This is a genomic window from Bradyrhizobium sp. AT1, from assembly GCF_001590795.1.
Taxonomy (GTDB): domain Bacteria; phylum Pseudomonadota; class Alphaproteobacteria; order Rhizobiales; family Xanthobacteraceae; genus Bradyrhizobium.
The window spans coordinates 676,241-697,652 of record NZ_JXDL01000001.1; the positions used below are offsets into that span (position 1 = coordinate 676,241).

16 protein-coding genes, 1 tRNA gene and 1 pseudogene are annotated in these 21,412 nt (G+C 65.7%); 17 read left to right on the plus strand and 1 reads right to left on the minus strand.

Features of this window, described 5'->3' with window-relative positions; genetic code table 11:
* From SE92_RS03205 to SE92_RS36455, 9 genes and pseudogenes are all read left to right on the plus strand, one after another.
* Positions 1–651 (plus strand): TolC family protein (locus SE92_RS03205; RefSeq protein ID WP_198172543.1); only part of this gene is annotated, 651 nt, incomplete at its 5' end.
* A complete protein-coding gene (locus tag SE92_RS03210; RefSeq protein ID WP_063194433.1) occupies positions 641–2,038 on the plus strand; it encodes an efflux RND transporter periplasmic adaptor subunit in 1,398 nt (465 codons plus the stop codon). The genes SE92_RS03205 and SE92_RS03210, both read left to right, overlap by 11 nt.
* 37 nt (positions 2,039–2,075) lie before the next feature.
* Complete coding sequence (locus tag SE92_RS03215) at positions 2,076–5,225, plus strand: efflux RND transporter permease subunit (protein WP_063203319.1); 3,150 nt, start codon at positions 2,076–2,078, stop codon at positions 5,223–5,225.
* Positions 5,225–8,329 carry an efflux RND transporter permease subunit gene (locus SE92_RS03220; protein WP_063194434.1) on the plus strand — a complete coding sequence of 1,035 codons (3,105 nt, stop codon included), beginning with the start codon at positions 5,225–5,227 and terminating at the stop codon, positions 8,327–8,329. The genes SE92_RS03215 and SE92_RS03220 overlap by 1 nt, the downstream gene beginning before the upstream one ends.
* Before the next feature lie 37 nt (positions 8,330–8,366).
* Positions 8,367–9,107, plus strand: a complete 741-nt coding sequence (locus tag SE92_RS03225) for a tRNA-uridine aminocarboxypropyltransferase (protein ID WP_063194435.1) — start codon at positions 8,367–8,369, stop codon at positions 9,105–9,107.
* 199 nt (positions 9,108–9,306) lie between these two features.
* The gene (locus tag SE92_RS03230; RefSeq protein ID WP_063194436.1) at positions 9,307–10,023 is read left to right on the plus strand and encodes an ABC transporter permease; all 717 of its coding nucleotides are present in this window, start codon (positions 9,307–9,309) and stop codon (positions 10,021–10,023) included.
* A 163-nt stretch (positions 10,024–10,186) separates the two neighbouring features.
* A pseudogene (locus tag SE92_RS03235) lies at positions 10,187–10,792 on the plus strand (ABC transporter ATP-binding protein); the annotation flags it as partial.
* Positions 10,793–10,890: 98 nt separating this feature from the next.
* Positions 10,891–10,964 (plus strand) — tRNA-Cys (locus SE92_RS03240).
* 203 nt (positions 10,965–11,167) lie between these two features.
* Positions 11,168–11,314, plus strand: coding sequence for a hypothetical protein (locus SE92_RS36455; protein ID WP_198172545.1), 147 nt, complete (start codon positions 11,168–11,170; stop codon positions 11,312–11,314).
* Between the two features lie 84 nt (positions 11,315–11,398).
* Here SE92_RS36455 and SE92_RS03245 read toward each other — a convergent pair whose 3' ends face one another.
* Positions 11,399–11,596, minus strand: coding sequence for a hypothetical protein (locus SE92_RS03245; protein WP_063194438.1), 198 nt, complete (start codon positions 11,594–11,596; stop codon positions 11,399–11,401).
* Positions 11,597–11,855: 259 nt separating this feature from the next.
* Between SE92_RS03245 and SE92_RS03250 the strand changes: the two genes are divergently transcribed.
* The 8 genes from SE92_RS03250 to SE92_RS03285 all read left to right on the plus strand — a co-directional run bounded on the left by SE92_RS03250 (position 11,856) and on the right by SE92_RS03285 (position 21,408).
* On the plus strand, positions 11,856–12,116 hold the full coding sequence (locus SE92_RS03250) for a hypothetical protein (RefSeq protein WP_063194439.1): 261 nt from the start codon (positions 11,856–11,858) through the stop codon (positions 12,114–12,116).
* Positions 12,117–12,534: 418 nt separating this feature from the next.
* Positions 12,535–13,452, plus strand: a complete 918-nt coding sequence (locus tag SE92_RS03255) for an ABC transporter substrate-binding protein (RefSeq protein ID WP_157095045.1) — start codon at positions 12,535–12,537, stop codon at positions 13,450–13,452.
* 92 nt (positions 13,453–13,544) lie between these two features.
* Complete coding sequence (locus SE92_RS03260; RefSeq protein ID WP_063194441.1) at positions 13,545–15,167, plus strand: amino acid ABC transporter permease/ATP-binding protein; 1,623 nt, start codon at positions 13,545–13,547, stop codon at positions 15,165–15,167.
* 48 nt (positions 15,168–15,215) lie between these two features.
* Positions 15,216–16,457: an acetamidase/formamidase family protein gene (locus SE92_RS03265; RefSeq protein WP_063194442.1), complete on the plus strand. Its 1,242-nt coding sequence runs from the start codon at positions 15,216–15,218 to the stop codon at positions 16,455–16,457.
* Between the two features lie 134 nt (positions 16,458–16,591).
* Positions 16,592–18,922, plus strand: a complete 2,331-nt coding sequence (locus SE92_RS03270; RefSeq protein ID WP_063194443.1) for an acetamidase/formamidase family protein — start codon at positions 16,592–16,594, stop codon at positions 18,920–18,922.
* A gap of 17 nt (positions 18,923–18,939) precedes the next feature.
* On the plus strand, positions 18,940–19,323 hold the full coding sequence (locus SE92_RS03275) for a RidA family protein (RefSeq protein ID WP_063194444.1): 384 nt from the start codon (positions 18,940–18,942) through the stop codon (positions 19,321–19,323).
* Positions 19,324–19,574: 251 nt separating this feature from the next.
* Positions 19,575–20,738, plus strand: coding sequence for a PspA/IM30 family protein (locus SE92_RS03280; RefSeq protein ID WP_063194445.1), 1,164 nt, complete (start codon positions 19,575–19,577; stop codon positions 20,736–20,738).
* A gap of 10 nt (positions 20,739–20,748) precedes the next feature.
* The gene (locus tag SE92_RS03285) at positions 20,749–21,408 is read left to right on the plus strand and encodes an OB-fold-containig protein (RefSeq protein WP_063194446.1); all 660 of its coding nucleotides are present in this window, start codon (positions 20,749–20,751) and stop codon (positions 21,406–21,408) included.
* Positions 21,409–21,412: the final 4 nt, after the last annotated feature.

Consider the following 21,412-nt stretch of genomic DNA (forward strand, 5'->3'; position numbering starts at 1 on the left):
GTGCGCCTGCTTGCGGCGCTGGACCGGATCGCGATCCCGCGCGTGACGCCCGGCCTGCCCTCGGAGCTGCTGACGCAGCGTCCCGACATTCGCCGCCAGGAGGCGCAGCTCGCCTCGGCGACGGCGAATGTCGGCAACGCCCGCGCGCAGTTCTTTCCGACCATTCAGCTCACCGGCAATGGCGGCTATCAGAGCTCGGCGCTGGTCTCACTGTTCCAGCCCCATGCGGCGTTCTTCCAGCTCGTCGGCAGCGCGACGCAGCCGATCTTCGACGGCGGCAGGATCCTCGGCAATTTCGAGTTCGCCAAGGCGCGGCAGGACGAATTGCTCCAGACCTACCGCAAGACCATCATCCAGTCGTTTACCGACGTCGACAATGCGCTGTTCTCGATCAAGCAGACCACGATCAAGCTGCAATTGCAGCGCGATGTCGTCACCGCCTCTCGCCGCGCCTTCGATCTCGCCGAGCAGCAATTGCGCGCCGGCACCGCCGACATCGTGACCGTGCTCAACACTCAACTGACCCTGTTCCAGGCGGAAGACGCGCTGTCACAGGCGCAACTGGCCCGCTTGCTCGCCATCGTCAGCCTGTATCAGGCGCTCGGCGGTGGCTGGGAGCCGCGAATGGAGAAACCGGTCAATGCTCTTTAAGCCGGACAGCAAGCAGGGCGTAGAGCAGGGGACGGCAAAGAAATCGCGCGGTCGCGGCTTCATCATGACCCTGATCACGCTCGCGATCCTCGGCGGGCTCGGCTATTTCGGCTGGACCGTCTGGCATCAGCAGCCGCAGCAGGCGAGCGGCCGCAACCAGCGGCCCGATCTGCCGGTCCCGGTGCTGGCGGCGACGCCGCGCATCCAGGACGTGCCTGTCTATCTCGACGGCGTCGGCGCGATCCGCGCGCTCAACACCGTGACCGTGCGCTCGCAGGTGGACGGCAAGCTCATCGCCGTGAATTTCACGGAAGGCCAGGACGTCAAGAAGGGCGACGTGCTCGGCGAGATCGATCCCGCACTCTACCAGGCGACATACGACCAGGCGGTCGCCAAGAAGGCTCAGGACCAGGCCCAGCTCGCCAACCAGCGCATCGACCTGACACGGTATGAGCAGCTCGCTGCCTCCAATGCCGGCTCCAAGCAGCAAGCCGACACCCAGCGCGCGCTGGTCGCGCAGACCGAGGCGCTGGTCAAGGCGGACCAGGCCGCGATCGACAACGCAGCAGCGACGCTGAGCTACACCAAGATCGTGGCGCCGATCTCGGGGCGCGCCGGCCTGCGCCAGGTCGACCAGGGGAACATCGTCCACGCTTCCGACACCACCGGTCTCGTAGTGATCACGCAATTGCAGCCCATCGCGGTTTGGTTCAGCCTGCCGCAGCAGCAGATCATGCGCGTCAATGCGGCGGCGGCGAAGGGGGCGCTCGCAGTCGACGTCTTCGGCAACGACGGGATCACCGTGATCGACACCGGCAAGCTCACCGGCATCGACAACCAGGTCGACCAGACCACCGGCACGCTCAAGCTCAAGGCGGAGTTTCCCAACGCCAACTACCAGCTCTGGCCGGGCCAGTTCGTCAATGTCCGCCTCAAGGTCGAGACCTTGACGCAGGCGCTGGTGGTGCCGACATCGGCCGTGCAGCGCGGCCCGATCGGGACATTCAGCTACGTCATCGGCGAGGACAATATCGTCTCGGCCAAGCCCGTGACGGTGACCCAGCAGAACGAGCACGACGCCGTGATTTCCAGCGGCCTGACGGCGAACGACAAGGTGGTCACGACCGGCTTTGCCAATCTGTCCGACGGCTCCAAGGTGACCATCGGCCGCGACGACCAGACCCCGTCGGCCGATCTCGCCCCGCGCAAGCGCGCGCGTGGGCCTGATGCCCAGAAGAAGGATGGTGCCAAGGAAGGGCAAAAGGACGGACAGGGTAAGGACGGCGAGTTCCGCGCCAAGCGCAAGAGCAGCGAGGGCGACCAGAAGGGACAGACCGGGCCGGCGCCAGGGCCTGGTGCATCGGGAAATGGAGCCAAGCAGCCATGATCCCGACAACAGCCGCTTGACGCGGCAGGCAGATCCCATGGGTGTCTCCGAACCCTTCATCCGCCGTCCCATCGCGACTTCGCTGCTGGGCATCGCGCTCCTGATCGGCGGGCTGCTGGGCTATTTCGCACTGCCGGTCTCGGCGCTGCCGCAGGTCGATTTCCCGACCGTGCAGGTGACGACGCAGCTTCCGGGCGCGAGCCCCGACGTGATCGCCTCGCTGATCACGGCGCCCCTGGAACGGCAGCTCGGCCAGATCCCGTCGCTGTCGGCGATGAACTCGACGAGCTCGTTCGGCGTCAGCCAGATCTCGCTGCAGTTTGATCTCAATCGCGACATCGACGGCGCGACCCAGGACGTGCAGGCCGCGATCAATGCCGCGGCGGGCGTGCTGCCCAAGACGCTGCCCTATCCGCCGACCTACGCCAAGGTGAACCCGGCCGACGCGCCGGTGATGACGCTGGCGCTGCGCTCGGACACCATCTCGCTGCGGGCGATGAGCGACATCGCCGACACCCTCCTGGCGCAACGGCTGAGCCAGATTTCCGGCGTCGGTCGCGTCTCCGTGCTGGGCGGGCTGAAGCCGGCTGTGCGCATCCAGGCGGACCTTGCGCGGCTCGCCGCCTACGGCATCGCCATGGAAGATCTGCGCACCGCGATCGCCAATGCCAACGTCTCCGGGCCGAAAGGCTCGCTCGACGGCGCGCAGCAATCCTACATCATCGCGGCCAACGACCAGATCGCAGCCGCCGACGCCTACAAGCCCGTCATCATCGCCTACCGCAACGGCTCGCCGGTCACCATCGCCGACGTCGCGCAGATCGTCGATGGCCTGGAGAACGACCGCACCGGCGGCTGGTACCAGGGCTCGCCGGCCGTCATCATCGACATCCAGCGCCAGCCGGGCGCCAACGTCATCGACGTCGTCAGCCAGATCCGCGCCGAGATCCCCAAGGTGCAGCGCGCGATCCCGGCCGGCGTGAACCTCACCATCGTCTCCGACCGCACCGTCACCATCCGCGCCTCGGTCCACGACGTGCAGTTCACGCTCGTTCTCAGCGTCGTGCTGGTGACTCTGGTGGTGCTGCTGTTCCTGCGCTCGCTGCGTGCGACCCTGATCGCCGGCGTGGCGCTGCCGCTGTCGCTGATCACCAGCTTCGGCATCATGTATTTCGCCGGCTTCAGCCTCGACAATCTGTCGCTGATGGCGCTGACGATCGGCACCGGCTTCGTCGTCGACGACGCCATCGTCATGATCGAGAACATCGTCCGCCACATGGAGAACGGCGACAGTGCGATGGAGGCCTCGCTGAAAGGCGCCAGCGAGATCGGCTTTACCGTGATCTCGCTGACGGTGTCGCTGATCGCGGTCTTCATCCCGCTGCTGTTCATGTCCGGCCTGGTCGGACGCATGTTCCGCGAGTTCGCGCTGACCTTGACGATCGCGGTCGTGACCTCGGCCGTGGTCTCGCTGACGCTGACGCCGATGATGTGCTCGCGCCTTCTCAAGCACGCCCATGAAGAGCTGTCGGTGCCGGGGCTTGCCGCCGTCAGCCGCTTCATCGACCGCACCGTCGAGGCCTATCACCGCACGCTGCTGGTGGTCTTGCAGCACCAGCGCACGACGCTGGTCGTGACCTTCGCCACGCTCATTGCGACCCTCGTCCTTTACGTCGTCGCACCGAAAGGCTTCCTGCCGCTGCAGGACACCGCCTCGATCACGGCGGTGACGGAGGCCGGGCCCGACGTGTCGTTCGCGGAGATGCAGAAGCGGCAGGCCGAGGCGGCTTCCGCCATCAAGGCCGATCCCGACGTAACAGGCGTGGTCTCGGTGATCGGTGCGGGCTCGGTCAATCCGACCACCAATGTCGGCCGTCTCGTCATGACCTTGAAGCCGCGCGGCGAGCGGCGCGACGATGTCAGCGCGGTCATCGTCCGGCTGAAAGAGCGGGTGGCGGGTATTCCCGGCATGACCGTCTATTTCCAGCCGGTGCAGGACGTGCAGATCTCGACCCAGTCGAGCCGCTCGCAATATCAGTATACGCTGACCGGCACCGATGCGACGCTGGTATCGGAATGGTCGCGCAAGCTGGTCGCAGAGATGCGGCGCGATCCGTTGTTCCGCGACGTCTCCTCGGAGGCGCAGGAGGGGGGATTGCGGGCGCAGCTCGACGTTGACCGCACCCGCGCCGGCCAGCTCGGCGTCAGCCTGCAAGGCATCACCGATACGCTGAACGACGCCTTCGCGCAGCGGCAGATCTCGACCATCTACGGCCAGGCCAACCAGTACCGCGTGGTGCTGGAGGCGCTGCCCATGTACCAGCGCGATCCCTCGATCCTGTCGAAGCTCTATCTGCCGGGGGCCGCCAGCGCGACCGCCGGCACGCCCAACGCGCAGGTGCCGCTGTCGGCCGTGGCGACGCTGAAGCGCACCACTGCGCCGCTCGCGATCTCGCACCAGGCGCAATTCCCCTCGGTGTCGCTCAGCTTCAATCTCGCGCCCGGCGCCGCGCTCGGCGATGCCGTCGATGCCGTGAAGACGATAGAGACACGGATCGGCATGCCCAACAGCATCAGCGGCGTCTACGCGGGCGATGCCGCCGAATTCGCCAAGGCGCTCGCCGGCCAGCCCTGGCTGCTGCTCGCGGCCGTGATCACGATCTACATCGTGCTTGGGGTGCTCTACGAGAGCTACATCCACCCGATCACGATTCTGTCGACGCTGCCCTCGGCCGGCGTCGGCGCGATCCTGGCGCTGCTGCTGTGCGGGCAGGACCTCTCGGTGATCGGCCTGATCGGCATCATCCTGTTGATGGGCATCGTCAAGAAGAACGCGATCATGATGATCGACTTCGCGCTCGAGGCCGAGCGCAGGCAGGGCATGTCGCCGAACGAAGCCATCGTGCAGGCCTGCCTGTTGCGCTTCCGCCCGATCATGATGACGACGCTGGCGGCGCTGTTCGGCGCGCTGCCGCTGGCGATCGAGAGCGGCACCGGCGCCGAGCTCCGCTTCCCGCTCGGCATCTCCATCATCGGCGGCCTGCTGCTCAGCCAGCTCCTGACACTCTACACGACGCCCGTGATCTATCTCGCGCTCGACCGCATCAACCGTCGCCTCGAGCAGGCGCTGCCCCCGGCCGAAACCGGCGGCCCGCCGGTCGCGGGCGCGACCGAGGGGATGCAGTGATGGCATCGATCTCGGAGCCCTTCATCCGCCGCCCGGTCGCCACCACGCTGCTGTCGATCGGACTGTTCCTGCTGGGTGTGGTCGCCTACGAGTTCCTTCCCGTCGCCTCGGTCCCGAACGTCGACTTCCCCGCCATCTTCGTCTCGGCCAGCCGGCCCGGCGCCGATCCGTCCGTGATGGCGGCAACGGTGGCCTCGCCGCTGGAGCGGCGACTCGGCGAGATCTCAGGCATCAACCAGATCACCTCGACCTCGACGCTCGGCACGACCAGCATCCAGCTTCAGTTCGACATTGGCCGCAACATCGACAAGGCCGCGCGCGACGTGCAGGCGGCGATCAACGCTGCGATGGTCGATCTGCCGAGCGACCTGCCGACGCTGCCGCGCTTCCGCAAGGCCAATACCGCCGGCGCGCCAGTCTTCGTATTGGCGCTAACCTCGAAAACCCTTGCGGCGAGCGCGATCTACGATGTCGCCGACACCGTGCTGGCCCAGCGCATCTCGCAGGTCCCCGGCGTCGGCAACGTCACGATCAGCGGCGCGGACCAGCCGGCGGTGCGGATCCAGCTGAATCCGGTGGCGTTGTCGAATGCCGGCATCGCCACCGACGACGTCCGAATCGCGATCATCAACGCCAATCCGCTTGGCCCCGTCGGCATCTTCAACGGCGAGCGCCAGAGTGAGACGCTGTCGCTGAACAAGCAGATGCGCACGGCCAAGGAATTCCGGGACATCATCATCAAGAGCGCGAACGGCAGCTTCTTGCGGCTGTCCGACGTCGCCGAGATCGAGGATGGGGTCCGCAATGCCCGTTCGATCGCCTGGTTCAACAAGCAGCCGGCGGTGCTGATCCAGATCACCAAGCAGGGCGATGCCAACGTCATCGATACTGTCGACCGGGTGAAGGCGCTGATCCCCGAATTGAAGCAGTGGATCCCGGCCGGCGTGGACGTTTCCACCTTGGTCGACCGCACCAGCACGATCCGCGCCAGCGTGATGGACATGCAATGGACGCTGCTGGCGACCGCCATCCTGGTTATGGTCGTGGTGTTCGTATTCCTGCGCCGCCTGACACCGACGATCGCGGCAGGCATCTCGGTGCCGCTGGCTCTGGCCGGCACCTGCGCCGGCATGTGGCTGGCGGGATTCTCGATCGACAATCTGTCGCTGATGGCGCTGGCGATCTCGGTCGGCTTCGTGGTCGATGACGCCATCGTCATGATCGAAAACATGTACCGCAATCTCGAGCACGGCATGCGGCCGTTCCAGGCGGCGGTCGAGGGTGCCCGGCAGATCGGTTTCACCGTGGTCTCGATCAGCCTGTCGCTGATCGCGGCCTTCACGCCGCTGATCTTCATGGACGGCATCGTCGGCCGCCTGTTGCGCGAGTTCTCGCTGACGCTGACCTTTGCGATCGTGGTCTCCACCCTGGTGTCGCTGACGGTGACGCCGATGATCTGCGCCCATTACATACGGCAGACGACGTCCGGCACGGCAACGATGTTCGATCGCATCATCGAAGGCTCGCTGTCGCGCATCGTCGCATTTTATGCCCGTACCCTGCGTACCGTGCTGGATTTCCCGCTGCTGACGCTGCTGGTGTTCTTCGCCACCATCGGCCTTACCGTGATGCTCTATATCAAGGTTCCCAAGGGCTATTTCCCGACCGACGATTCCGGCTTCGTCATCGGCGCGACGCGGGCCTCGGCGGACATCTCGTTCCAGTCCATGCTCAGCCTTCAGCAGCGGCTCGCCGACATCGTCATGAAGGATCCCGCCGTGGCCGGCATCGGCTCGACCGTCGGTGGCGGAGGCGGGCCGGGGGGAGCGACCTCGAACCGCGGCACCATGTTCATCAGCCTGAAGCCGCCCGAGGAGCGCGACCACGTTTCGACGGAGGTCGTGATCGACCGTCTCAGGCGCGCGCTCTACCCTGTCCCGGGCATCCGCCTCTTCATGTTCGCCGCCCAGGACGTTCGCGCCGGCGGCCGGCAGAGCGATTCCAGCTTTCAGTATACGCTGAGCAGCACCGACCTCGGTCTGCTGCAGAAATGGGCGCCGATTGTCGCCAAGCGGATGGAAAGCGTCGAGGGCATCACCGACGTGTCCAGCGATCGCGATCCCGGCGGGCTGCAACTCACTCTGAGCATCGACCGCCAGAAGGCCTCGGCGCTCGGCGTCAGGGTTCAGGACATCGACAATGCGCTGAACAACGCGTTCTCGCAGCGGCAGATCTCGATCATCTACACCCAGCGCAACCAGTACATGACCGTGCTGGAGATCGATCCGAAATTCCAGGTCGATCCCTCCAACCTCGAGCGCATCTATGTCGCGGGCGCGGGCGATGCACAGGTGCCGCTGTCGGCCGTCGTGCACGCGACGCGCGGTCTTGCCGCGCTCGCGGTCTATCACTCGCAGTCGTTCCCCTCGACGACGGTGTCGTTCAACCTGCTGCCGGACGTGCAGCTTCAGGCGGCGACGCAAAACATCCAGCGGGCGGTGGAAGAGCTGCACATGCCCGAGGGCATCCGCGGCAGCTTCGACGGCAATGCCGGCGACTTCGCCAAGACCAGCGGTCGGCAGCCGCTCCTGATCCTTGGCGCGCTGGTGGCGATGTATATCGTGCTCGGGGTGCTCTATGAGAGCCTCGCCCATCCGCTCACGATCATCTCGACGCTGCCCTCGGCCGGGTTGGGTGCGCTGCTCGCCTTGCAGCTCACGAACACGCCGCTGACGGTGATCGCCTTCGTCGGCATCATCCTCCTGATCGGCATCGTCAAGAAGAACGGCATCATGATGGTGGATTTCGCGCTCGACGCCGAACGCCAGCGCGGCCTGTCCTCGGCGGAGGCGATCTTCGAGGCCTGCCAGGCCCGCTTCCGTCCGATCCTGATGACGACCATGGCGGCGCTGTTCGCCGGCATTCCGCTGGTGGTGGCCACCGGCCCCGGCACGGAGCTGCGCCGTCCGCTCGGCATCACCATCATCGGCGGCCTGTTCGTCTCGCAGATCCTGACGCTCTACACCACGCCCGTGATCTACCTCCTGATCGACCGCCTGCGGCGGCGATCGTCGCCGCGCCCGCTGGCTGCACCCGCGGAATAGGTTGTTGAAGCGCCGCATCAAGCGTATAGCGGCGGCCATGTCGAAGCCGCCTGAAACCAAATCCGCTGCCCCGGCCGAGCAGATCCCCGAATGCCCGCATTGCCAGAAGCCGATGCCGCTCTGCATTTGCGACAGCGTCACGCCGATTGAAAACCGGCTGTCGCTCCTGATCCTGCAGCATCCGCAGGAGCAGGACAGGGCGCTCGGCACCGCGCGCCTGCTCGCCCGCCATTTCGCCAACGCCACCGTGAAAGTCGGCCTGTCCTGGCCGAGCCTGTCCAAGGCGCTGGGCCATCACGTCGAGAATGCCTCGCACTGGGCCGTGCTTTATCTCGGTTCGGCCCGCGCCGCCGCTCTCGAAGCGGAAGGCGAAATCGTTGCGCTCAACCGCAAGGGCGAGGTCGCGGACAATCAACGCGCGATCCTCGGCAAGCTCGAAGGAATCGTGCTGCTCGACGGCACGTGGAGCCAGGCCAAGGCGCTGTGGTGGCGCAATCCCTGGATGCTCAAATGTCAGCGCGTGATCCTCAACCCGGCGCACCCCTCGCGCTATGGGCGTCTGCGCAAGGAGCCGCGCAACGACGGGCTTTCGACCATCGAGGCCGCGGCGACGATTCTCGCCGGCCTCGAACGGCGCCCCGATATCGCCGAGACGCTGCATGCCAGTTTTGAACGGCTGTTGACACGCTACCGCGAGGTCCAGGCCGAGATGCCGGAATTGGCGCCAAAACCTGCCCCGAAGGGGCGGCGCGACTTCCGGCGGCGCAAACGAGCCTGACTTCGGCCCACTTCGTCTGTACGGTCGATTGCATCGCAAGGCGCGGGCATCTAGAGACCATCGGTCGAGACCGATCGCGATCCGCCGTGCTGTTGCGGCATCGGAGAGCGGCAACCGAAGGGGCAATCGAATTCAGCTCGCGGCGAAGGAAATTCTGACACAGGCGGCGCGGCCCGATCGCTGGGGCACGCTCGCGCTGATGGACATTTCGCTGCGCTACCGGCGAACCGTGATCGGCCCGCTCTGGATCACGCTGACGCTGGCTGCGACGATCGCAAGCGTCGGCACGGTCTATGCGGCCCTGTTCAAGCAGGACATCGCCGCCTTCCTGCCGTCCTTCGCGGTCGGTCTGATCGTCTGGACCCCGATCGCCACGACGCTCCAGGAGGGCTCCAACATCTTCGTGGCGTCGGGTCATCTCATCAAGGCGGTGCCGGCGCCGCTGATCGTTCACGTCCTCCAGATGATCGCGCGCAACGTCCTCATCTTCGCGCATCATTTGGTGATCGTCGCGCTGCTCTACGTCGTGATGCCCTGGCCGCTGCACTGGACCATGCTGCTCGCGGTGCCCGGATTTGCCATCCTGTTTCTCGCACTGCTCGGCGGCGCGGTCGCGCTCGGCATGCTCTGCGCGCGCTTTCGCGACATTGGTTCGGCGATCGTCAGCGGCCTGCAATTCGTCTTCTTTCTCACCCCGATCATCTGGACCGAGGACAGTGTGCGCGGCACCGCCTTTCACTGGCTGACTTGGGTCAATCCGTTTGCGACGCTGCTCGATCTCGTGCGCCGGCCGTTGTTGTCGCAGCCGACCGATACAGCGCAATGGCTGCTCGGGATGCTTTATGCGCTCGTCGTCGCCGCCATCGGCCTCGGCTGCTATGCGAAATACCGCCATCGCGTGGCGTATTGGCTATGACGCGCACATGACCGCCACGGCCCACATCGTGCTGCGCGACGTCTCGGTCACGTTTCCGGTGCTGTCGTTTCGCGACCGATCGCTGCGCAGCCGGTTCGTCAGCGCCGTGACGCTGCGCCGGAAGGCGGCGATCTCGCACATCATCACGGCGCTGAACGAGATCAGCCTCGAGATCCGTGCCGGCGATCGCCTCGCCATCATCGGCGCCAATGGCGCCGGCAAGACCACGCTGCTGCGGGTTCTCGCAGGCATCTATCATCCGACCGCGGGGAGCATCGACGTGCTTGGCCGCTGCCTGTCGCTGTTCGATCTGTCGGCCGGCTTCGACGAGGAGGCGACCGGCTACGAGAACATCATGCGGCGCGGCCTCGTGATCGGCGCGCGGCGTGCCGAGATCGACGCGCGGCGGGCGGAGATCGCCGAATTCACTGAGCTCGGCGACCGGCTCGACCTGCCGCTGCGGACCTATTCCAGCGGCATGATGCTGCGCCTGATCTTCGCGGTCGCAACCGCGGTCGAGGGCGAGATCGTGCTGCTCGACGAATGGATCGGCGTCGGCGACCAGCAGTTCCGCAACAAGGCGCGACAGCGGCTCGACGAGATCGTCGCCCGCGCCGGCATCCTGGTGCTTGCCTCGCACGACGTCGAGCTGATCAAGAGCACCTGCAACCGGGCGATCCTGCTGGAGCAGGGGCGGATCACGGCGGCCGGCACGACCGACGAGATTCTCGCCCGGTATCTCGGCGGAGCGGGCGGGGCCAGGGCCTAGCGCCTCAAGTCGGTATCAAGCTGCTGAAACTCGCCGGGAAAGTGGGACGAAGGCGGTTGCCTAAACCCTGCTTCCCCTATATTGCTCCGCCCTTACGGGGCCACGTGGCGGAGTGGTTACGCAACGGTCTGCAAAACCGTGTACACCAGTTCAATTCTGGTCGTGGCCTCCATTCCAAAGCTCTGATCTTTCAGCAAATTTCGATCTCGACGCAGGTTCCGCGGCAACTCTGCGCGCGGTCGTCCGCCATGGCCGGGGCGGCAGGCTACCGGGTTTGCCCGGGGGTGTGCTGGAAACCTCCGGTTCACGCCCGCTGGCATAGAGTTCGCATCTGCGAAGTGATGTGACTGACATCAACGAGCGCTGGAGCGACCCGTGGGCGACATCGTCCGATTTGTCCCGAAAACCGAGCTGGAGCGGGCTCGCCTCATCCGTGAGGCCCGCGCGATCTATGACAGCATCTTTCCATCGGCCGTACCCGACCGGGTGACGCAGGATGGCGAGGATCGCGTCAAGAGCTGACCGTTGCGGCGCCGGGCGTCCGGCTTGGCCCAAACAGCAAAACGCCCGCGAGGCGGGCGCTTCGATTCACGCTGAAAACGACCCTCAGCAGGCCGCGTACCAGCCGTCGGGGAACGGCAGGAGGGGCCAGGCCCCCTCATTGTCGTTGGCCGCACGGGGCGTCGCGTCGAAACTCCACGAGCGGGGCACGAATTCCTCCTCCGGCGCGGCTGCAAAATCTTCAATGACCATGGCGTCCCGGACGGCATCCAGCAGCAGATTGAATTCGGCTTCGCTTCTCATCACAACCCTCGCAGAACGCGGATGGCGCAATGTCGCAAAGCCGGTTTGTTACCCGATTGATCCGATCGCTCAGATTTTAACGATCCGGCGGTCGGGTCCCGAGTGGTTAGCGATGTCTAAAAAATCCCCGCGGGGACTCTAGGTTCCTCCGCCGCTTAGGCAGTGTGAAAGAGATCACATCCCCCGCGATTTATTTCTCCTACCCCTCCACACACCGGCCAATGCAGGCCGGGCGGGCAGGGCAGACAGGAGACTGGTCATGAAGGCGAGGTTCTTGCGATCCGCGGGTGTGAAGAGCCGGGCGCGCCGCGCCTCAACGCTCGGGCTGTTCCTGACATTGTTCGCCTCCGCTGCCCAAGCGCAGGGGACGGCCGACCAGCGCCGGGCCTGCACCCCCGACGTCTACCGGCTCTGCGCCGGCGAAATCCCCAACGTCCGCGCCATCACGGCGTGCCTGCGGCGCAATCGCTCGAGCCTGAGCGATGCCTGCCGCAGCGTGTTTGATCAGGCCGGCGGCTGAACCGCCTGGTCTGTGGATTTGTGCGCAGCAAGTGGCATGCGCGAGCTGTCGAATCCGCCATCATCGGCCTGTGGATATGCTGCGGACAGGCTGTGAAGTGCTGTGGATAGCGCCGCAGATGCGTCCGCTGAGCGTCATGTTTCCGTCAAGCGGCCTCACTGAGTGATTCCTCGATCGAGCAGATTGCTGCCCAAGCCGAAATCATTTGATTTCTCCGAATTCGACATGGCGTATCTCGTGCGTTTCTCGCCATCTCGCGCCCCCGAACAGCTTTTGAGCAGCCGCCTGCCCAAATCGCAGGCCCCTCCATCCAATTTTTTGTACGCCCGCGGACAAGCTTTCCCGTTGGCTCTCCCCCTAGGCTCGCTTCCGAGATCTGGAACATGGCCTTTGCCATGACAATTCGAAGGAGCGGGAGATGGAGAGACGGCATTTGCCCCAGGCGCGGCGGGGAACGGCGCGCGCAACGCCATGGCGCAATCTTGTGCTCGGCGCCAGCATCGCCTTCGGCCTGGTTGCCGCGGCACCGTTGAGTGCACAGGCCGCGGCACCCGCCGCCTGTGCCGCGCTGCAGGAGAAATATCCGGACTGGAAGGGCAAGACGCTCGTCAACGCCATCAACCCGCACACGCCGGGCTACGAGACCATCGATCCCAAGGATCCCAGCAAATATATCGGCTTCGACATCGATCTCGGCGAAGCCATCGGCGAATGCCTCGGCTTCAAGCTGACCTACAAGCCCGTGACGTTCGCGGCACTCCTGACCACGCTCGCGGCCGGCCAGGCGGACATCGTGATCTCCGACATCTACGCCACCAAGGAGCGCGCCAAGGCCGCCGACTTCATCACCTATTCGAAGGTGTTCGACGGCGTCCTGGTGGCCAAGGGCAATCCGAAGGGCATCAACGGCATCAACATGTCGATGTGCGGCACGGCAGCCGCCGAAAACACCGGCTATGTCGAGGTGCCGCTGATCCAGGCGCTTATTCCGGAGTGCAAGAAGGCCGGCAAGCCCGAGCCGACCATCCAGCTCTACGACAACAACGCCAACTGCATCCAGGCGATCCTCGCCGGGCGCGCCGACACCTACATCAACGACGTCAACACCGTCGACAGCGCCGTGAAGGCCTATCCGGACAAGCTGGAGAAGGCGATCGCGGTGACGATTCCGTATTCGGTCGGAATCGCCGTCCCCAGGGACAAGCCGAAATTCCGTGACGCCGTGATGGCTGCGCTGATCGAAGTACAGAAGGCCGGCACGCACATGGAGCTTCTGAAGAAGCATGGGCTCGACGTGAACAACTTCAAGGAGCCGGACATCCTGACGGCCGACTAGGGCGGGTGACCTCTCCCCACGGGCGAACTGGCCCTTGGCCAGTTCGCCCGCCTTCGGCGAAACCTGATCCCGCTCGGATTGACGGCTGACTGATGTCTCTGTTCCTGCACTATCTCAGCATGCCGTATCTGCTCGAGGGCATCGAGCTCACCCTCGAGGTGACCGCCCTCGGGCTCGGCGGCGGATTGATCCTTGGATTGATCCTCGCCGGCATGCAGCTCTCGCGCTTCTGGCCGCTGGCTGCGATCGCCCGGGCCTATACCGTGATCTTCCGCGGCACGCCGCTGATCCTGCAGATGGTGTTCGCCTATGACGCGCTGCCGCATATCGGCATCAAGCTGCCGGCGGTGCTGGCGGCAGGTCTCGCGCTCGCCTGCAACGAGGCGCCGTTCATCGCGGAGATGCTGCGCGCCGGCGTGCTCGGCGTCGATCGCGGGCAGGTGACGGCGGGGCAGGCGCTCGGTATGACGCCGCGAATCCTGATGTGGCGCGTGATCGCGCCGCAGGCGATCCGCACCATGATCCCGGCCTTCGGCAACGAGGCCGTCAGCGCGCTGAAGAATTCCTCGCTCGCCTCTGTCGTCGCCGTGCAGGAGCTGACGCTGCGCTCGACGCAGCTGGCGTCCTCGACCTTCGACTTTTTCTCGATCTTCTTTGCCTCGGGCCTGCTGTATCTCGTGCTGACTTTTGCCATCAGCATGATCCAGCTGTTCGTCGAATGGCTGCTCGATCTCGACCGGGCCAAGGGCCGACAGCGCAAGCTCGCCGATTACCTGCCGTGGCGGCGCGTCGATCTCGCCACCAAGCTCGAACTTGCCGAGGTGACCGCGGATGATCCAGCGCCCGCACAGGCACAGCTCCCGGACACGCCGCCGCTGGCGCTGACCCGCGAGGAACGCACCCGGCGTGCGGAGACGATCGCGCGCAACAACATCGCGGTCGAGACCCGGGATCTCACCAAGAGCTACGGCCCGCAAAAGGTGCTCGACGGCCTCGATCTCACGGTGCGGGTCGGCGAGGTCGTTGCGCTGCTCGGCCCCAGCGGCTCCGGCAAGAGCACGTTGCTCCGCTGCATCAACCATCTCGAAAACTGGGACGCCGGCACCGTGCGGGTCGGCGGACGGCGGCTGGGTTTTGGCGAGAACGGCAAGCGGCTGTCCCCCCGCGACCTCGCCAATGAGCGGGCCAGTGTCGGCGTCGGCATGGTGTTCCAGCAGTTCAATCTGTTCGCGCATCTGTCGGCGAAGGAGAACATCGCCGGCCCCTTGCGCTGGGTGCACGGCATGACCCGCATCGATGCCGAACGCCGCGCAGCCGAGCTGCTCGACCGCGTCGGGCTCTCGCATCGTGCCGATGCGCTGCCGCGGCACCTTTCCGGCGGCCAGCAGCAGCGCGTCGCCATCGCCCGGGCGCTGGCACCGAACCCGAGCGTCTTGCTTCTGGACGAGCCGACCTCGGCGCTCGATCCCGAACTGGTCAACGAGGTGCTGGAGGTGATCCGCCGCCTCGCCATCGACGACGGTCTCACCATGATCATCTCGACGCACCAGGTCCGCTTCGCCGACGAGGTTGCCGACCGCGTCGCGTTCCTCAGTGGCGGCGCGATCATCGAGGAGGGGCCGGCGCATGAGGTGCTCTCCAATCCCCGCAATCCGCTGACGGCGCGTTTCCTCAGCGTGATGGAAGCCGACAAGTCTCCGGAGGCCGTGCGATGAGCGCTGCCCCCGGAGGGTTCACGACCGCGTTCTCCGAAGAGGCCATTCATGAAGCATTTCACGCTACCGGTTTCGCCGAAAACCGTTCACTGGGGCTATTTCTCCAAGACCGTCAGCCCGGCCCTGACGCTGCGTTCGGGAGATCGCGCCACCATCGAGACGCTGACCCATCACGCCAATGACGATTACGAGCGGATGATCCAGGGCGATCCAGGCGCCGAGAGCGTGTTCCAGTGGACGGCCGAGCACAAGGCCGTCGCGCGTCGCGGCTCCGGCCCCACCGAAGGCCCGTTCATCCGCGGCGCAGGCGAGGGGATCGGCGTGCATCTCCTCACCGGCCCCGTCGCGATCGAAGGTGCCGAGCCCGGCGATGTCCTGGAGGTGCGCATCCTCGACGTCCGGCCGCGGCCGAGCTGCAGCGCCTGCCACGCCGGCCGCTGCTTTGGCTCCAACGTCGCCGCGAATTGGGGCTTTCACTACCACGATCTCATCGAGGAGCCGAAGCCACGCGAGGTCGTCACCATCTTCGAGCTCGACACGTCCGGCGAGCCCTATGCCAAGGCCGTCTACAACTATGTCTGGACGCCGCAGATTGACCCTGACGGCATCGTCCATCCGACCATCGACTATCCCGGCGTCCGCGTCGACCACGCCACCATCACGAAGCGCGAGAATATTCTCTCCAGCGTGAGGGTCCCCGCGCGGCTGCATTTCGGCACGATGGGGCTCGCGCCGTCGGAGGCCGATTTCGTCAGCTCGATCCCGCCGAGCTATACCGGCGGCAATATCGACGACTGGCGCATCGGCAAGGGCGCGCGGATGTTCTATCCGGTCGCAGTGCCCGGCGCCTATTTCTCGGTCGGCGATCCCCATGCCGCCCAAGGCGACAGCGAGCTCGGCGGCACCGCGATCGAGACGTCTCTGACGGGCGATTTCGAGTTTGTCCTGCACAAGAAGGCCGATCTCGCCGGCACCAAATTGGAAGGCCTCGATCATCCGATGCTGGAGACCGATCAGGCCTGGTCGTTCTACGGATTCACTTATCCGAACTATCTGGCCGCGCTCGGCGCCGATGCGCAAACCGAGATTGCCAATCACAGCAGTCTCGACCGTGCGATGCGCGACGCGTTTCGCAAGCTCCGCCGATTCCTGATGACGGTGCATCGCCTCAGCGAGGACGAGGCCATCTCGCTGATGTCGGTCGGCGCCGATTTCGGCGTCACCCAGGTGGTCGACGCCAATTGGGGTGTCCACGGCACGATCCGAAAAAACATCTTCCGGTGCGACTAATGCATTGAGGGATAGTCCGTTTCCGGGATGAACGCGTGAAGGACGAACGGTATTTGCGGCCCGTCGCGGCGACGGATGATTGCGTGCGTCTGGCACAGAGGTTGCTTCGATCCGCTGCAATCTGGGTCGATCCGATGAGCTTCCGTCCGTTCACGAGCGAGTCCTACGCGCAAGACGACCGCCCCGAAGCCTGGCGGGACGTGCTGGCTGCGATCGGGCTGCGACCTTCGGGTGGTCACGGTTTCCTCGACGGCCATGCCACGGCGTCGCATCGCCATGCCGCAGGTGTCGCTCTTACGCGGATGGCTGCGGGCGCGCAGAGCGTCGGCCCGCTCGCGCAGGCAAGCGAAGACGTTCCCCTTGCGCTGCTGCCGCTCGAGGACGGCATGGTGCTGAAAAGCGCCGGCGGCCACCGCATCGTGCCCGTCGGCCATCTCGTGCTGCTGCCGCGAAGCGGGGACTGGGGCATCGTTTTCCAGCGCGACATGCGGGCCATCGTGCTGTCGGTGACCTCGGAGGCGCTGCACGGACGTCTCTCGGGCAAGCCGCGGCTCGGCGAGCCCCGCGTCGTTCCGCCGAGCGGCCTTGCCGATGTATTCGCGCGTCTGCTCGATGCGACCGCGCGCACGCTCGATGCGTTGAGCGACGCCGAATGGAATGCGGTGGCGCAAAGTCTCGTCGATCTGCTCCTGACGCTCGCGCACCAGCTGGCGGCCTCGACGTCTGACGCCGGATCGAGCGCGACGCAGGCCGCATTGCTGCACCGGATCTGTCAGACCATCGAACGCCGTCTCGACGATCCCGATCTGGTGCCGGCACGTGTCGCGCAAGCCGAGGGGATATCCGAGCGCTATCTGCAAAAGCTGTTCGAGACCGTCGGCGACAATTTTACCCATTACGTCCGCGAGCGCCGGCTGCAGCGCGCCTGGGCTGATCTGTCCAACCCGACCGAGGCGCATCGATCGATCTCGGAGATCGCCTACGCCTATGGTTTTGGCGACTCCGCGCATTTCAGCCGCGCCTTCCGTCATCGCTTCGGCCTGCCGCCGCGCGAGTTCCGGCAGCAGGAGGCGGAGCGCGCGACGGCACAGCACGGAATCATCGGTCAGCGCGGCTGGCCGCAGGAGGCGCTGGTGCAGCTCCGGGCGCATCAGAGCGTCGAGGCATGCAGCAGCGTCGCTCGTGTCAGCGCCGTCGAGCGCACGACCGCGGAGCGCGAGCATCATCACCTTCCGGTTGAGGCCAGCCGCGTCCATTGGGGCTATTTCAGCCGCTCGCTCCCGCCCCAGATCGAGATCGCCTCCGGTGACACCATCACCATCGAAACCCTGACACAGCACGCCTCCGACGCCCCCGAGCTGATGATCGCAGGCGACGCCGCCGCCGAAAACGTATTCGGCTGGACGAAGGCCCGGAAGAACGTGGATCGCCGCGGTGCCGGCCCGATGGACGCCAGCGTGTTCGGCCGCGGTGCCGGCGAGGGCTTTGGCGTGCACATCTGCACCGGCCCCGTAGCGGTGAAGGACGCCCAGCCCGGCGACGTGCTGGAGGTGCGCATCCTCGACATCGTGCCGCGGGCGAGCCGCAATCCCGAGCATGCGGGCCGCGTGTTCGGCTCCTCGGTCGCAGCATGGTGGGGCTATCACTACAGCGAGTTTCTCGGCGGTCCCAAGCCGCGCGAAGCCGTCACCATCTACGAGATATTGGATGATGCCGAGGTGCCGCACGCCCGCGCGCTCTATTCGTACCGCTGGGAGCCGCAGACCGATCCCTTCGGTGTCGTGCACACCACCTACGACTATCCCGGCGTTCCCGTCGCGCCCGCCACGATCAAGCGCCGCCATGCCGTGCTCGACGGCATCCGCATTCCCTTGCGTCCGCATTTCGGTGTGATCGCGGTGGCACCGCGCGAGGTCGATTTCGTCGATTCCGTGCCACCGTCCTATTTCGGCGGCAATCTCGACAATTGGCGCCTGGGGAAGGGGGCGACCGTCTATCTTCCGGTCTCCGTTCCCGGCGCGCTGCTGTCGGTCGGGGATCCCCACGCCGCACAGGGCGACGGCGAGCTCAGCGGTACCGCGATCGAATGCTCGATGACCGGCACCTTCGAGGTGATCCTGCACAAGAAGGGCGATCTCGCCGGCCGGCCCTTCGCCGACCTCTCCTATCCCCTGATCGAGACCGAGACCGATTGGGTGCTGACCGGTTTCAGCCATCCGAATTACCTCGCCGAGTTCGGCGCGCAGGGCCAGAGCGAGGTCTATGCGAAGTCCTCGCTCGACCTCGCCATGAAGGATGCGTTCCGCAAGATGCGGCGCTTCCTGATGAACGTCAAAGGCCTCAGCGAGGACGAGGCGATCGCGCTGATGTCGGCGGCCGTCGATTTCGGCGTCACGCAGGTGGTCGACGGCAATTGGGGCGTGCACGCCATCCTCAGCAAGCGCCTGTTCGAGAACGCGCCTTAAACCCAGGGATAGTCCAAGTGAAATTCCACATGATCAGCGGCGGACCGAAGCCGGTCGCGCCTTTCAGCCACGCCGTCGAGACCGACGGCTTCGTCTTCGTCACCGGCCAGATGCCGGATACGCCGCAGGCGCCGGGCGTGCTGCCTGACGGCATCGTCGCGCAGACGCGCGCGGTGATGGAGAATTTGAAGGTGGTTCTTTCAGGTCTCGATCTCGGGCTCGAGCACGTCGTGATTACCCGGATATATCTGACGCGCTTCAAGGAAGACTACGCCGCGATGAACGAGACCTATCGCGGCTTCTTCCCGGCGGACCGGCTGCCGGCCCGCACCTGTGTCGGCGTCACCGGGCTCGCCTACGATGCCCTGATCGAGATCGACCTGGTGTGCCGGCGGCCGTGAGGAGCAGCGCAAGAACGCTCCAACGCGTCCGGTACACGCAAGCGGAGCGGGCGAGGTCGTTGCCGAACGCTGCCCGCATTTCGTCTCAAATTGCAACCCGCACGTGCAAGAAGTCTTGATCGGCTGTGATCTAGGGGTGAATGACCGGCTTTGAACGCGGTCCGGCGCACGACGACTAATCAGTAGAGTATATGAGGATCAGGGAAACGTGATCGCACCTCCTCTTCCAAAAGCACCAAAACGGTGCTTTAGTGCTTTCCATGAGCCAGTCGCCCCGAAACGCGCCGTCCGCGCTGCGTTACAGGCTTGCCCCTGACCCGGCCGCCAAGGCCGCACTGGAGGCGACGTTCAGGGCCTATGACCGCATGATGGAGATTCTGGACGAGGTGGCACGGAGCCATAACGTCGGCTCCAATGTCGTCCTGCTGCACGCCCATGCCTACGACCCGATCCGCAAAGCAACCGCGCTGCCGTCGCGCCTGGTGACGTTGGGCCTGCGTGACCGCACCGAATATCGCGCGGCGCAGGGCCGCCGTCTGCCGCTCGACGACAAGCTCGCCAAGATCAAGGGGCCCGCGACCATTTCGATCGCGACCGTGGAGGGGCGCTTCAGCGTGCCCTTCGACTATGCCGGCTATGCCGAGGGCTGGGGGCAGAGCGTGCCCGCGCGCCTGATCCGCACCGATGACGGTTTTGAAGTTCACTACGGCGTCACGCCGAACAGCCTGCCAGAGGAGGAGAACGCCATGGATACCATCGCTGCCGCTCCCGAAAATTTCCTGTCCCGGGTCGGACGCCTGATCGCCGGGATTGCCTATGACGCGATCGAGCAGGCGGAAGGCAAGAACAAGCTTGGGGTGGTCGGACAGGCCATCCGCGAGATCGAGCGCGCCGAGAGCGAAGCGCGCGACGCGCTCGCCGCGGCCCGTGCCGAGGAATACCGCCTCAATGCGCGCCGCACCGAGATCGAGCGCGAGATGACCGATCTCGCGCCCAAGATCGAAGGCGCGATCGCCGACGGGCGCGACGACCTCGCCCGCTCCGGCATCGCGCGCCAGATGGATCTGGAGGCGCAGTTCGAGGTGCTCTCCCGCGCCATCGACGAGAACAACGAGAAGATCGAGCAATGCGTCACCTCGCTGCGTGCGGTGCTGTCGGCCCTCCAGGACGCCGAGCAGCGTCGCGCCGATCTCGAAAAGAGCGAGGCGGCCGCGAGCCATCAGGCTTCGACGTCGCCCCGCAAGCCGGGCGGCGCGTCCGCGGCAGCCAAGGCGCTGCGCGCGGGCAGGGCGGTGGCGCGGGCCACCGGCGTGCCGCCGGGCATTCCATATTCGAGCGACATCGACGAGCTCAGCACGCTCCATCGCGACAAGGAAATTGCGGCGAGGCTGGCGCGGCTGAAGTCGCGCTCCTGAGTGCAGTGTCATGAGCGCTCTGCTCGAACACGTCATGTCGCCGGAGGTCAGGCCGTTCGCGATCGCGGCGGCCATGATCGTCATCGTCGGCTCGATCGAGGTGGTCTCGATGCTGGTCGGAGCCTCCTTGAGCGAGATGCTCGGCACCAACATCGACTTTGGTCATCCCAGCGACAATGGCGTGATCAACGCCATCTCCTGGATCAATGTCGGCGGCGTGCCGCTGCTGATCTTCCTGTTGCTGCTGCTGGGCGCCTTCTCCATCACCGGTTTCCTGATCCAGGACATCGCGCGGATGGTGGCCGGCCCCTTGCCGGCGACGGTCGCCTCGGTCGGAGCCGTCGTCGTGTCGGTTCCGCTGGTCCGTGCCGCCAGCAGGACCATCGCGCGGGTCATCCCCAAGGATGAGAGCTACGCCGTCGGCCTCGGCGATCTCGTCGGCCGCATCGGTGAGGTCGTGATCGGCCCGCTTGACCAGGGGCCGCCCGGCAAGGTCAGCGTCGCCGACATCCACGGCAACCGCCATTTCGTCTGGGCGGTCGCCGCGCCGTCGTCGTCACCCCTGCCGCAGGGAACCATGGTCCTGCTGGTCGATCGCGACGGCACTCGCTTCGTCGCCGTGAAGGCCGACGATGAACTCAAGCCGTCCAAGCCGCCTCTAAGCAGTTAGCAAG